The organism is Pseudomaricurvus alcaniphilus (assembly GCF_011440395.1).
Classification (GTDB): domain Bacteria; phylum Pseudomonadota; class Gammaproteobacteria; order Pseudomonadales; family Cellvibrionaceae; genus Pseudomaricurvus; species Pseudomaricurvus alcaniphilus.
On the sequence record NZ_JAAOIX010000001.1, the window covers coordinates 1,105,661 to 1,118,104 of the forward strand.

13 protein-coding genes are annotated in these 12,444 nt (G+C 59.2%); 7 read left to right on the top strand and 6 right to left on the bottom strand.

The features are described from left to right. Positions 1 to 69: 69 nt before the first annotated feature. From G8764_RS04700 to mscL, 7 genes are all read left to right on the top strand, one after another. Positions 70 to 1,758 carry an FAD-dependent oxidoreductase gene (locus tag G8764_RS04700; protein ID WP_166162320.1) on the top strand — a complete coding sequence of 563 codons (1,689 nt, stop codon included), beginning with the start codon at positions 70 to 72 and terminating at the stop codon, positions 1,756 to 1,758. Beyond that, on the top strand, positions 1,755 to 1,988 hold the full coding sequence (locus tag G8764_RS04705; protein WP_166162322.1) for a DUF2783 domain-containing protein: 234 nt from the start codon (positions 1,755 to 1,757) through the stop codon (positions 1,986 to 1,988). Before G8764_RS04700 ends, G8764_RS04705 begins: the two co-directional genes overlap by 4 nt. A 73-nt stretch (positions 1,989 to 2,061) precedes the next feature. Beyond that, positions 2,062 to 3,417 carry a homogentisate 1,2-dioxygenase gene (gene hmgA, locus G8764_RS04710; RefSeq protein WP_166162324.1) on the top strand — a complete coding sequence of 452 codons (1,356 nt, stop codon included), beginning with the start codon at positions 2,062 to 2,064 and terminating at the stop codon, positions 3,415 to 3,417. A 31-nt stretch (positions 3,418 to 3,448) separates the two neighbouring features. After that, positions 3,449 to 4,762 carry a fumarylacetoacetase gene (gene fahA / locus G8764_RS04715; protein WP_166162326.1) on the top strand — a complete coding sequence of 438 codons (1,314 nt, stop codon included), beginning with the start codon at positions 3,449 to 3,451 and terminating at the stop codon, positions 4,760 to 4,762. 54 nt (positions 4,763 to 4,816) lie between these two features. Further along, the gene (maiA, locus tag G8764_RS04720; protein WP_166162328.1) at positions 4,817 to 5,446 is read left to right on the top strand and encodes a maleylacetoacetate isomerase; all 630 of its coding nucleotides are present in this window, start codon (positions 4,817 to 4,819) and stop codon (positions 5,444 to 5,446) included. 387 nt (positions 5,447 to 5,833) lie between these two features. Beyond that, positions 5,834 to 7,129, top strand: a complete 1,296-nt coding sequence (paaK, locus tag G8764_RS04725; protein ID WP_166162330.1) for a phenylacetate--CoA ligase PaaK — start codon at positions 5,834 to 5,836, stop codon at positions 7,127 to 7,129. Positions 7,130 to 7,422: 293 nt separating this feature from the next. After that, the gene (gene mscL / locus G8764_RS04730) at positions 7,423 to 7,827 is read left to right on the top strand and encodes a large-conductance mechanosensitive channel protein MscL (protein WP_166162332.1); all 405 of its coding nucleotides are present in this window, start codon (positions 7,423 to 7,425) and stop codon (positions 7,825 to 7,827) included. A 356-nt stretch (positions 7,828 to 8,183) separates the two neighbouring features. Here mscL and G8764_RS04735 read toward each other — a convergent pair whose 3' ends face one another. From G8764_RS04735 to G8764_RS04760, 6 genes are all read right to left on the bottom strand, one after another. After that, a complete protein-coding gene (locus tag G8764_RS04735; protein ID WP_166162334.1) occupies positions 8,184 to 8,795 on the bottom strand; it encodes a c-type cytochrome in 612 nt (203 codons plus the stop codon). 75 nt (positions 8,796 to 8,870) lie between these two features. Beyond that, a complete protein-coding gene (locus tag G8764_RS04740; RefSeq protein WP_166162336.1) occupies positions 8,871 to 9,317 on the bottom strand; it encodes a cytochrome c, class I in 447 nt (148 codons plus the stop codon). Further along, positions 9,314 to 9,835: a methylamine dehydrogenase light chain gene (locus G8764_RS04745; protein WP_166162338.1), complete on the bottom strand. Its 522-nt coding sequence runs from the start codon at positions 9,833 to 9,835 to the stop codon at positions 9,314 to 9,316. Before G8764_RS04745 ends, G8764_RS04740 begins: the two co-directional genes overlap by 4 nt. Next, complete coding sequence (locus tag G8764_RS04750) at positions 9,835 to 10,461, bottom strand: redoxin domain-containing protein (protein WP_166162340.1); 627 nt, start codon at positions 10,459 to 10,461, stop codon at positions 9,835 to 9,837. Before G8764_RS04750 ends, G8764_RS04745 begins: the two co-directional genes overlap by 1 nt. A gap of 27 nt (positions 10,462 to 10,488) precedes the next feature. Then, positions 10,489 to 11,031, bottom strand: coding sequence for a MauE/DoxX family redox-associated membrane protein (locus G8764_RS04755; protein WP_166162342.1), 543 nt, complete (start codon positions 11,029 to 11,031; stop codon positions 10,489 to 10,491). A gap of 172 nt (positions 11,032 to 11,203) precedes the next feature. Further along, complete coding sequence (locus G8764_RS04760) at positions 11,204 to 12,442, bottom strand: amine dehydrogenase large subunit (protein ID WP_166162344.1); 1,239 nt, start codon at positions 12,440 to 12,442, stop codon at positions 11,204 to 11,206. Between the last annotated feature and the right edge of the window lie 2 nt (positions 12,443 to 12,444).

Below are 12,444 nucleotides of genomic sequence, written 5' to 3' on the forward strand. Positions count from 1 at the left end.
CACTTGAGAATATTAACCAGAAGTTGACGCGGCCCGGCAGGGCCAGCCAACCAGCGTGGGGCTCTTATAATGCAAAAAACCTACACCAACCCGGTCTACGACTACCGCCGCAGCCCGGACCAGGACGCAACCTCCACCCCTCACCACCCGGTGATTATCGTCGGTGCCGGCCCCTGCGGACTGGCGGCGGCTTTGGACCTGGCCCTGCAGGGCATCCCCTCGGTTATCGTGGATGACAATAACACGGTCAGTGTCGGCTCCCGCGCCATCTGCTTTGCCAAGCGCACCCTGGAGATTATGGATCGCTACGGCTGCGGCGAGCGCATGCTGGCCAAGGGCATTACCTGGCAGCGCGGCAAGGTATTCTTCCAGCAGGAACAGGTATACGAATTTGACCTGCTGCCCGAGGACCACCACAAGATCCCGGCGTTTATCAATCTGCAGCAGTACTATTTTGAAGAGTACCTGGTGGACCGCGTCAACGAGTTTGCCGAGATCGACTTGCGCTGGAAAACCCGGGTCACCGAGGTGGCAACGGGCGAGGACCAAACCAGCATCAGCCTGACAACCCCGGACGGCGACTACCGAATAACCTGCGACTACCTGCTGGTCGCCGATGGTGCCAACAGCAAGATTCGCGACATGCTGGGGCTGGAGAGCAAAGGCCAGGTCTTCCAGGACCGATTCCTGATTGCCGACGTGGTGATGAAAGCCGACTTTCCCACCGAGCGCTGGTTCTGGTTTGACCCGCCGTTCAACCCCGGCCAGTCCGCACTGCTGCACCGCCAGGCGGATGACGTCTGGCGCATCGACCTGCAACTGGGCTGGGATGCCGACCCGGAAGAAGAAAAGAAAGAAGAAAATATCCGCCCCCGGCTGCAGCAAATGCTCGGCGACGAGGTGGAGTTTGAACTGGAGTGGGCCAGTGTCTACACCTTCCAGTGCCGCAAGATGGACAATTTTATCCGTGACCGGGTGATTTTTATGGGCGATGCCGCCCACCAGGTATCCCCCTTTGGCGCCCGCGGTGCCAACGGCGGCGTGCAGACCGTGGAGAACCTGGCCTGGAAGGTCGCCCGTGTACTGCGCGGTGAAGCGCCTCCGCAACTGCTGCAGACCTACAACGACGAGCGCCAGCACGGAGCCGATGAAAACATCCGCAACTCCACCCGCTCCACCGATTTTATCTCCCCCAAGAATCACATCAGCCGGGTCTTTCGCGATGAAACCCTGAAGCTGGCCAAAAATTACCCCTTTGCCCGCAGCCTGGTCAACAGCGGCCGCCTGTCACTGCCCTGCGCTTATACCGACTCCCCGCTCATCACCCCGGAGCAGGATGACTTTGCCGGCCCGCTGTGCCCCGGCACTGTGGCGCGAGATGCGCCCTGCCAGATCGGCACTGAGCCGGGCTGGCTGTTGAACCAGCTGGGCAATCGCTTTGTGCTGCTGGTTGACCTGGGCATGCCGCGAGCGGACGATCTTAAACAGGAGCTGCAAGCACTGGCGGACCTGCCGGACCTGGACATCATCGGCGTCTGCCCCGCCGGCATGGAGCAACCAGCAGCAGCGGACTTTCCCGGCCTGCTGATCAGCGACAGCAGCGGTGTTATTGCCGAGCGCTACGACCTGCAGCCGGGCAGCAGCTATCTGTTGCGACCGGACCAGGTCGTCGCCGCGCGCTGGCGCGATTGCTCCGCCAGCAACGTAAAACAGGCCCTGCGCAAAGCGCTGGGGTTCGAATTGGAGAACGCCGCATGAGCACATCTCATAACAGCACAAGTCACCTCAACTCAAGCCACCTCAACACGGCCCCCAACTTCAGCGACGCCGACGGATTTTATGCCGCCCTGACCGACGCTCACCGCGAGCTGGACCGGGACCAGAGTGAGCGCCTCAACGCCCGCCTGATCCTGCTGCTGGCCAACCACATTGGCGACTCAACCATCCTGCAGGAAGCGCTGCAGGTGGCCAGTGAACTCGAGCGCTAACCTGGCGCGGCACTTGTTAACTAACTGCTAACCACCACCCCGATTGGACTGATTGACATTTACCGAGGCAACGATGACCAACTCTAACAGCAACTATGCAAGCGCAAATAGCAACAACGCCAGCGCACTGCGGCCGACGGATTTACAATACCTGAACGGCTTCGGCAATGAGCACGAAACCGAGGCCCTGCCCGGCGCCCTGCCGGTGGGCCAGTTCAGCCCCCAGGTTTGTCCCTACAAGCTCTACGCCGAGCAATTCAGCAGCACGGCGTTTACCGCCGCGCGGCATGAAAACCGCCGCAGCTGGACCTATCGCCTGCGCCCCTCTATCGCCATGGGCCAATTCAAGTCTGTCGATGGCGGCCTGATTCGCAGCGCCCCCATCACCGAAGCCGACTGCCCGCCGGATGTTATGCGCTGGGATCCACTGCCGGTTCCCGACCAGCCCACCGATTTTGTCGACGGCCTGACCACCATTGCCGCCAACGGCGATGCCCGTGCCCAGCTCGGTGTGGCGGTGCACGTCTACTGCGCCAATAAGGGCATGGGCAAGCGCTATTTCTATTGCGCCGACGGTGAGTTGTTGTTTGTGCCCCAGCAGGGGGAGCTGCTGGCCTACACCGAGATGGGCATACTGCACGTCAAACCCGGTGAAATCATGGTCATTCCGCGGGGCATCAAGTTCAAGATCGAACTGCCGGCGGGGCCTGTGCGCGGCTATATATGCGAGAACTACGGTGCCGATTTGCGCCTGGCCGAACGCGGCCCCGTCGGTGCCAATGGTTATGCCAACCAGCGCGACTTCCAGTACCCGAGCGCCTGGTTCGAAGATGTCGAGGGCAGCCACACCCTGCTGACCAAGTTCTGTGGCAAGCTGTTCGCTGCCGAACTGGATCACTCCCCTCTCGACGTAGTGGCCTGGGTGGGCAATTCCGCCCCCTACAAGTACGACCTTGCGCGCTTCAACGTGATCAATACCGTCAGCTACGACCATCCCGACCCGTCCATCTTTACCGTGTTGACCTCACCCAGTGATACTCACGGGGTCGCCAACCTGGACTTCGTGATCTTCCCGCCGCGCTGGATGGTGGCCGAAAACACCTTTCGCCCCCCCTGGTATCACCGTAATATCATGAGTGAATTCATGGGCTTGATCGAGGGCGTTTACGACGCCAAGGAAAAGGGCTTCGTGCCCGGCGGCATGAGCTTGCACAACTGCATGACACCCCACGGCCCGGAAGCCGAGGTCTTTGCAAAGGCCTCCGCCGCGGATCTGCAACCGGAGCGCTACGACAACACCCTGGCCTTTATGTTTGAGTCGCGCTACGTCTTCGAGCCGACCCTTTTCGCACAACAGACACCGCTGCGCCAGGCCGACTACCTGGCCTGCTGGGGCGACCTGAAAAAGTATTTTGACGGCCAAATCTAACCAACATAAACGAACATAACAGGTACAAGCTATGAATCAACTTAATGAAACCCACGACCCATCACTGACCAGCTGGGTAGCCTCCGCCAACCAGGACAGCGACTTCCCCATTCAAAACCTGCCCTTTGCCATCGTGCGTCGCGCCGGCAGCCAGGAAGCCTGGCGCGGTGCCGTCGCCATCGGCGACCAGGTGCTGGACCTGGCCGCAGCAGCTGCCAGCGGTGTTTTTACCGGTCTCGCCCAACAGGCTGCGCAAGCCGCTGCCGAACCCAAGCTCAACAGCCTGATGGCCATGGGCCCCGCCGCCAGCTCCGCCCTGCGCCTGGCCCTGTCCCGCGCCCTGCGCAGCGGCGCTGACGCCGAGGCGGCGCTGCAAAGCTGCCTGATCGCGCAGGCTGAGGTGGAATTCGACCTGCCTTGCCAGATTGGCGATTACACCGACTTTTACACCTCCATTCATCACGCCACCGCAGTGGGCAAGCAATTTCGCCCGGACAACCCGCTGCTGCCCAACTACAAGTGGGTGCCCATCGGCTATCACGGCCGCAGCTCCACCATCGGTGTATCCGGCCAGTCTTTCCCCCGCCCGCAGGGACAGACCAAGGCCCCCGACGCCAGTGAGCCGAGTTTCGGTCCCAGCAAGAAACTCGATTATGAATTGGAACTGGGTGTCTTTATCGGCCAGGGCAACCAGCTCGGTGAGCGCATCGACATAAGCAAAGCTGAAGACCACGTATTCGGCTTCTGCCTGTTCAACGACTGGTCCGCCCGCGACCTGCAGGGCTGGGAATACCAGCCTCTGGGGCCCTTCCTGTCGAAAAACTTCGCCTCTACCGTCTCTCCCTGGATCGTGACCCTGGAAGCGCTGGCCCCTTACCGCGTGGCCTACACTCGTCCCGAAGGCGACCCGCAACCGCTGCCCTACCTGAGTTCAGACCACAATTCCGCGGCCGGCGGCCTCGACATCGCCATGCAGTGCCTGCTGCAAACCGAGGCCATGCGCGAGGCGTCCGAGCCGGCGCACCTGCTGGCGGAATCCAACTTCAAGTACTCCTACTGGACCGTGGCGCAGATGGTGACCCACCACAGTGTCAATGGCTGTGCCCTGCGCGCCGGCGACCTGCTCGGTTCGGGTACCCAGTCCGGTCCCGAGCACGAACAAGCCGGTTCCATCCTCGAACTCACTTACGGCGGCAAGCAGCCCGTGCAACTGCCCAACGGCGAGCAGCGCAGTTTCCTGGAGGACGGTGACAGCATCATCATGCGCGGCTACTGCGCCAAACCGGGCGCGGCGCGCATCGGCTTCGGTGAAGTGGTCAGCACAATTTTACCGGCCAAACCCTAACCCCATCGCAGGTGCCCCAGGCTGTGCCGGGGGCAACCGCAAACAGGAGCAGACATGGAACTCTTTAGCTACTTTCGTTCGTCCGCCGCCTACCGGGTGCGCATTGCCCTCAACCTGAAACAGATCGAGCACAGCATTGTGCCGGTCAACCTGCTCAACAGCGAGCAGCGCGGCGCCGAGTATATGGCCCTGCAACCCCAGGGCCTGGTGCCCGCCCTGCGCCTCGCCGATGGCCGGGTGATATCGCAATCCACCGCCATACTGGAATACCTGGAGGCCGTTTTTCCCGCGCACCCGCTGCTGCCGGCCGACCCCTACCAGGCGGCGCAAGTGCGCAGCTGGGCCAACCTGATTGCCTGCGATATTCACCCGCTGGATAATTTGCGCGTGCTCAAGTACCTGAAGCACAAGCTGGGGGTCAGTGACCCTGAAAAAGACAGCTGGTACCAGCACTGGATCCTGGAGGGCTTTCGGGCGCTGGAGTCGCAACTGGTGGCCGCACCCTACGCCGCCGGCGCACAGGTCACCCTGGCGGAAGTCTACCTGGTACCGCAGGTGTACAACGCCCTGCGCTTTAACACCGATCTCGGCGAGTTTCCGAAGATCCGGAGCATCTACGCTGCCTGCAACGAACTGCCCGCGTTTCAGCAGGCGGCCCCGGAGCAGCAAGTGGACTGTCCCTGAGCCCCGTCTCTACCAGGCCGGCGCCTCCTGAGCCGGCCTTCCATTGCGCAGCAAACAATACGCCCCCATATTTTGATACAAAAATCCCTGCAATAATCCACGCCAGTAATACTTCCAGAACAGAGAGCTTAGCTATCGGCCCGTAAGCGGCTCACAATTTTGCCCATCCCCACCCTTCAAATACCGCAAAAGAATATCAACAGCCGCTTAATATAATATTTTTGGCAACAATGCGCCTACAGTACGATCGCCCCATTAATGGCGATGGCAGCATGCGGAAATTCGTCAATATTAGCGATACTATTTATTTAAAAATATGTTATTTTAGTATCACTTATAAAAACACGTGAATTGACCTAACCATCAGCAAAGTAATGAGAGACGATAATGAAAAAAAATCACAACCTCGAGCCATTGCACAGCATTGAACGGGCCAGCAGGGACGAACTGCAAGCCCTGCAGTTGCAGCGCATGCAACAGAGTCTGCAGCACGCTTACGACAAGGTGCCCTTCTATCGGGACAGTTTTGACGCCAAAGGCGTGCACCCCACTGACCTCAAACAACTCAGCGACCTGGCGAAGTTTCCGTTCACGGTAAAATCCAATTTGCGCGACAATTACCCGTTCGGCCTGTTTGCCGAGTCCATGGATAACATCACCCGTATCCACGCCTCCAGTGGCACCACTGGCCAGCCCACCGTGGTGGGCTATACCCAGCGCGATATCAACACCTGGGCTGACGTTGTGGCGCGCTCCATTCGCGCCGCCGGTGGCGATCACACCGACATCGTCCACGTGGCCTACGGCTATGGCTTGTTTACCGGTGGCCTGGGCGCCCACTACGGCGCCGAGCGGTTGGGCTGCGCGGTAGTGCCCATGTCCGGTGGCAACACCCAAAAGCAAGTCCAGCTGCTGCGTGACTTTGGCGCCAATATCATGATGGTTACTCCCTCCTATATGCTCAATGTGGTGGATGAATTCGAACGCCAGGGCATTGACCCGCGCTCGCTGCCGCTGCGCACCGGTATCTTTGGGGCCGAGCCCTGGACCGAGGCCATGCGGTTGGAGATTGAAGAGCGCATGGGCATCGACGCGGTGGACATCTACGGCTTGTCGGAGGTGATGGGCCCCGGTGTTGCCCAGGAGTGCGTGGAAACCAAGGATGGCCCCACCATCTGGGAGGACCACTTCTATCCGGAGATCATCGATCCCGTTACCGGCGAAGTGCTGCCCGACGGCCAGGAGGGTGAGCTGGTATTCACCACCCTGACCAAGGAGGGTATGCCCATGATCCGCTACCGCACCCGCGACCTGACCAAACTGCTGCCCGGCACTGTTCGCACCATGCGCCGTATGGGCAAAATCACCGGGCGCAGCGACGACATGCTGATCATCCGCGGAGTCAATGTGTTCCCGACCCAGATCGAGGAACAGTTGCTGTCGATCCCCAGTTGCGCGCCGCACTACCAGATCGACATCAGCAAGCAGGGTAACCTCGACCTGGTCACGATCAGCGTCGAACTGCACGACGGCGTCGACAGCTCTGTCGCGGCAGACGTCAGCCGTGAACTGGAGCAAAAGGTGAAAACAATGGTGGGAATTTCATCCAAGGTGCAGATCGTCGAACAGGGCTCCCTGCCCCGCTCGGAAGGCAAGGCCAAGCGGGTATTTGACCGGCGCTGAAAAAAAAAGGGTGGCATCACATCAATGCCGCCCTGCCTGCAATACCTTCCTTCCTGTAATGACGCCTGGTCTACGACGCCATCCTGCCTGATTTTACAAAGCTTTTACGCTTGCCTCTAGCTTGTCATCCACCCGACGCTTGATAATGGCCCTGCCACTCGGGCAATCGGTGGATTGGCATCCATCTGATCTCTCCGCCTGCACTCGAGAGCACCCGCACGGGCGTTGCGGCAACATCCGGCAACATAAAGCGTTAAAACAACAACACTAACTCTGAAAAACAGGTGAATCAAATGAGTATGATGAAGGAATTCAAGGATTTCGCGGTCAAGGGCAACGTTATCGACATGGCCGTGGGTATCATTATTGGCGCCGCGTTTGGCAAGATCGTTTCGTCGTTTGTGGGGGATATTATTATGCCGCCGATCGGGGTTCTTATTGGCGGAGTGGATTTTTCCAGCCTCGCCTATGTCCTGAAAGAGGCCGTGGGCACTGCCCCGGCCGTTACCATTAGCTACGGGAAATTTATCCAGACCCTGATCGACTTTACCATCATAGCGTTTGCCATCTTTATGGCGGTCAAGGGCATTAACTCGTTCAAGAAGAAGCAGGAAGAAGCACCCAAAGCGCCGCCGGCACCGAGCAAGGAAGAAGTACTGCTCGGCGAAATACGTGACTTGCTGAAAAATCGAAGTTAGACACGGGCTAAATAAACCAGGCATTACTTCGGCAACCGTCAGCAGTTGTGCAGATTGCTCACCCAGCGCTAACGAGGTGAGCAACTGCTTTCCTAATTACCACCTAAGCTAAGCGTCGTGCAGCCGGCACTATGTTAGGTCTGGCTTCGGGGGCTTGCTTTCAAGACCCTCGACAGCAGGGATGCTGTCGTGGAGCCTCCATGGATGGAACCTCGGCGAGTCTTGAAAGCAAGTCCCCGGAGCCAGGCCGGGAGCAAAGCTGCTGTCCCAAGGGCTACAGGGTATATGTTTACTATCGCCGATAGCTGGCTTATTCATAGGCGTAATTAGGACTGCTTTTGTGACACCCCCGGCACTCAGGGCGCAATCTGGCTGTAATACTCTGCCACATCGGCGATCTGTTGATCGGTCAGCTCTTTGGCAATGACGTTCATCAGGCTGCCCTTGCGCTGGTCATTTTTAAACGCCAGCAACTGCTTCTGCAGGTACTGCGCCTGCTGCCCGGCCAGGTTTGGCCACTCGGTATTCACCGTCTTGCCGTATTTACCGTGGCAGGAAATACACAGTGCGCGCACTCGCTGGCCGTCTTCGTTAACCGCCACCGCTGGCTCTGGCGTCGGTGGTTCCATGCTGGAGTAATAATCAGCCAGTGCCTCGATTTGCCCGTCGCTGAGATTGGCAGCCATCGGCGACATCAGCGGGTCTTTGCGAGTACCGTCGCGAAAGGCTTGCATTTCGCTGATCAGGTAGCCTTGTCGCTGGCCAGCCAGGTTGGGCCACAGGGGATTGGCCGACATGCCGTTGGCACCGTGGCAGGCGACACAGGTTTGGGACAGCGCCGCGGCATCCGTTGCGGCCTGCGCCAGGTTAGCGATTGCAATCAGCGCTACGGCAAAAATGTAGCGCGGCAACGCAATCTTTATACATAAACGATGCAGTAATAAATGGCTTTTCAATAGACGGATCATAGTTGTCGCTCTCTCGTTTTCTCGCGCTGGATCGGCAATTATCTTGCGGATCTACACTTGTTTATTCCGCAATGGCTATTCGGCACTGGTTGCTTCAACCACTTTCAGCTCGTCAACCAGCTCCTCGCGGTAAACCAGCACTTCCTGCAACGGGTGCTGGCGATAGCGTCCCACTTCTTCACCGCTGTAGGGCTGCCACTGGTCGGGAATACTGTGCTCGCCAAAGGTGAGGATTTTCCAGTTCAACACTTCCGCCAGCAAATCGTTACTGAGGGTGGAGTTGGCTGAGCCCGGCACTCGCACCAGGTATTCGCGGCCTTTCTGGCTCTGCAGGAAATTGCCGATAAAACCCTTCAGCCGCGGCACACTGTCGCTGCCCATGCCATCGCGGGTGTGGCAACCCTGGCAAAACATCTGGTAGTGGAACTTTGCCCGTGCCTCGTTCAGATCCACTTCCGCCAGCAACCTGCTGCAGTTGAGGGTCAGCAACGCCAGGGCGATGCCGCGTAACAGGCCTTTCATTGCTCTTCAAACGCCAGCCCCACCACCACAGCGGTTGAGCAGTGATAGACGGAACTCTTTGAACCGAGGCACCAGTTCACATCGTTGGACTTGTCGGAGCGATACAGCGGCCGGTCACCCTCATCCCGCTGACACAAGCAGGTGGCACACTGGGTGGTGCCACAACAATCGTTGTAGGAAATCACGTAACTGCGGCCGTCGACCGGGTTACGGCAGGTGCCGATCCAGGTGATAGTGGACATCTCGGTACCCGGCGGGCAGCTGTTGTAGCTGCCGCCACAGCAACTGCACAGAAATCCATCCACGGCGCAGTAGCGCCAGTAGTCGCAACTGGTGGGGTCACCGTCTTCCGCCGGTCGCGCCGGCGCCGGATCAGCTGCTCGCGCCACCGGCAAAAGCGGGATACTGGCGCCCCCCACCAGCATGGCCCCGAGCCCCTTGATCACACCGCGGCGGGAACTCTGCTGGGCCACACTGCGGGCGGACTTTTCAAACCAGCGATCGAAAAGCTTAAACATCACTTCACCTCCACGGCGAGAGACCGGGCATCAGCAGCGGGCGGATTGAGATAATCCTGGATGGATGCGACCCGGCGCTCCTTGGCTTCAAACAGGCTGTCGAGATGCTCGCGGGAGTTGATAATGCCCATGGACGCCACCTTGCCCTCCTCATCGATCACCACCGCGTAGGGCAACTTGGAAACACCGTAGGTCTTGCCCAGCAATTCCGACACCACGTAGGGGAACTTGTCCAAACCGTACTTTGCGATGTAACCCTTGTGATCCTGCTCCATGCCATCGCTGGCCAGCACCAGCCGCAACCAGTCAGCTTCGTGACTGGCGGCGGATTTCAGCGCCGGCAACAGGGTCTTGCACACCGGGCAATCGGGCGAGACAAAAAACAGCAGCTGCGATTTGCCATCTGCCGCGACGCCGCCGATATCCACCAGGGTGGAAGCGATAGTCTGCAACGCCATCTCCGGTGCCTTCTGCCCCACCTCCAGGTTTTTATTCACCGCCAGCGCACCAGCCGGCGCCACCCGCTCATAGAGCACACCGATCTGGCGCGTGAGGGCGAGAATAACAATTCCCATCAGGATCACTGTGATCCAGAGAACAACGTTTGATACGATCAATAGTTCCATGACATTCCCCTTATTATTAATTCGCTTTTAATGTTCGATTCGCTGCAGCCATTGGGCGTTTTTAAGCAGTTGTTCGGCGCTCAGGTAAACCACCACCAGCATCGATGCCGCCAGCAATGACAGCAACCAGTAGCCAAACGCGCCGGAGCCGACACCCGCCGCCAGTTGTGCGACCAGCAGGGCCATCAACACCAGGATCGCGTTGCGCGCCAACAGGGCAGGACCAACCCGCAGGTCACTGTCCGGCCCGGCGCAACCGCATTTGGCGCCGCGCTGGCCGCGCAGCAATTGGCGCACAAGCAGCAACAAATAGGCGCTGAGCAGTGCGCCCGCTGCAATCCCGCCAGCAACTCGGCTGGCGGGCACTACCAGCGCTATGCCGATGCCAATTTCCAGCAATCCCAACAGCGGCATGCAGCGCGCCAGCCAGGGCAACGGAATACCGTAGCCGCGCAACACCTGCTGAAAGTAACCGGCGTTGGCGGGCAACAACTTGTGCAACCCCGCCGCCGCCAACAACCACAACAGGAAAAAAGCCAGGGTATTGGACAACATCAATTCAGTTTGCATTACAGACTCTCCATCACTCTGCGGGTCGGTCTCACTGACACTTGCAGCGATGACGCTGCCAGCTCATTCTTTATCAACCCGTTTTCGTCAACCCGTTTTTTGTCAGCACAGTCTCCGCCAACACAGTCTCCGCCAACACAATCTCCGCCAACAACAAAACGGGTACTGGCTATCAATAGGATTTGTGAATCAGCAGCGGGGTGACATTGCCGAAGTCACTGAGCGTGTGCACCAGCTTGCCGCTCTCCACATCGAACACATCCAGGTTCAGCTCACCATTGGTGACCACCAGCTTGGGCTTGTCGCCCCGGGTCACCCCCAGGGAAATGGCCCAACCGGGGGTTTCAATGACTAGCAGGCGCTGCTTTTTCTTCACATCAAAAACCCAGACCTGGTTGCCACCGTGTTGATGCGATCCCTCGTGACCGTCGGGCTGCATAATGGTGTAAAAACGGCCGCGGTCATCGCGATCGGTGAGACTGAGACCGGCGGGCCGCCAGTTGGCGGCCCGCTCGGCAGGGCTCACCAGGCTCCACTGTTCCAGGTATTTGGCCTCTTCCCCGCGCATATCGACCACGTGCATTTCACCCTGGAAGCCAGGGAAATAAGCCAACCCGTCGATGATCGCCGGGCGCTCGAAAATGGGCGTGGTGTCGGTGTCGAAAAACGGCGCGATACGGCTGCGGGATTTCAGCTGCCCGCGGTTATCCAGCACCGTGGTCAGCAGGCCACCGTCACTGCAAATGGAGGTGACGCTGCGCTTGCCGGTGGGATAGGTGAGCACACAGCCCGGTGTGCCGATGGTGCCCACGCGCTCATGGCTGTCGAGATCGATCACGGTAAAGGATGCCGCCGGGCTGAAGTTGGCCACAAACAGCAGCTTGCCGTCACCGGATACCGCCATGGAGTAGCGCTCCGGCAGTGCCTGCAGGCGGGTGGTATCAGTCCAGAGGATTTCCTTGATGATGTTGAGGGTGGTCTTGTCGTAGATCACCAGCACGTCACTGCGCTTGCCCCGCGAACCCCGCTCGTGAAACGACTCCATGATATAGAGCTCGGGGCGGGTGGGATGCTGGGTGAAATTGCCGATCAGGCTCTTGTCCATAATCCCTTTGATACGCAGCTCCGGCTTGCTCTCGGCGGCGTCAAGGATAATGACCTTGCCGCCAAACATGCTGCTGAAGTTCACCTCATCCACCAGGATCCAGTCTTTGGGGTAGTTGGCGGGCAGGGTTTCGATGCGCCCAAACTCCTCCGGCGGCAGCGGTGCTCTATCCGGATCCAGCGCTGCGGGCGCAGTCTGGTGCGCCGTCGCCGCGTGAGCGCTTGACCCACTGTCTTCCCAACAGGCGCTCAACAGGGCCAGCAGGGTGCCGGCCAGTAGTGTGGTGGTAACTGATTTACATTTCATGC

Bases quoted from the DNA above. Each gene is read 5' to 3' on its own strand.
- G8764_RS04735 (WP_166162334.1), bottom strand. From the start codon at position 8,795: ATGATCCGTCTATTGAAAAGCCATTTATTACTGCATCGTTTATGTATA.
- G8764_RS04755 (WP_166162342.1), bottom strand. From the start codon at position 11,031: ATGCAAACTGAATTGATGTTGTCCAATACCCTGGCTTTTTTCCTGTTG.
- G8764_RS04745 (WP_166162338.1), bottom strand. From the start codon at position 9,835: ATGTTTAAGCTTTTCGATCGCTGGTTTGAAAAGTCCGCCCGCAGTGTG.
- maiA (WP_166162328.1), top strand. From the start codon at position 4,817: ATGGAACTCTTTAGCTACTTTCGTTCGTCCGCCGCCTACCGGGTGCGC.
- paaK (WP_166162330.1), top strand. From the start codon at position 5,834: ATGAAAAAAAATCACAACCTCGAGCCATTGCACAGCATTGAACGGGCC.
- G8764_RS04760 (WP_166162344.1), bottom strand. From the start codon at position 12,442: ATGAAATGTAAATCAGTTACCACCACACTACTGGCCGGCACCCTGCTG.
- hmgA (WP_166162324.1), top strand. From the start codon at position 2,062: ATGACCAACTCTAACAGCAACTATGCAAGCGCAAATAGCAACAACGCC.
- G8764_RS04740 (WP_166162336.1), bottom strand. From the start codon at position 9,317: ATGAAAGGCCTGTTACGCGGCATCGCCCTGGCGTTGCTGACCCTCAAC.
- G8764_RS04750 (WP_166162340.1), bottom strand. From the start codon at position 10,461: ATGGAACTATTGATCGTATCAAACGTTGTTCTCTGGATCACAGTGATC.
- G8764_RS04705 (WP_166162322.1), top strand. From the start codon at position 1,755: ATGAGCACATCTCATAACAGCACAAGTCACCTCAACTCAAGCCACCTC.
- mscL (WP_166162332.1), top strand. From the start codon at position 7,423: ATGAGTATGATGAAGGAATTCAAGGATTTCGCGGTCAAGGGCAACGTT.
- G8764_RS04700 (WP_166162320.1), top strand. From the start codon at position 70: ATGCAAAAAACCTACACCAACCCGGTCTACGACTACCGCCGCAGCCCG.
- fahA (WP_166162326.1), top strand. From the start codon at position 3,449: ATGAATCAACTTAATGAAACCCACGACCCATCACTGACCAGCTGGGTA.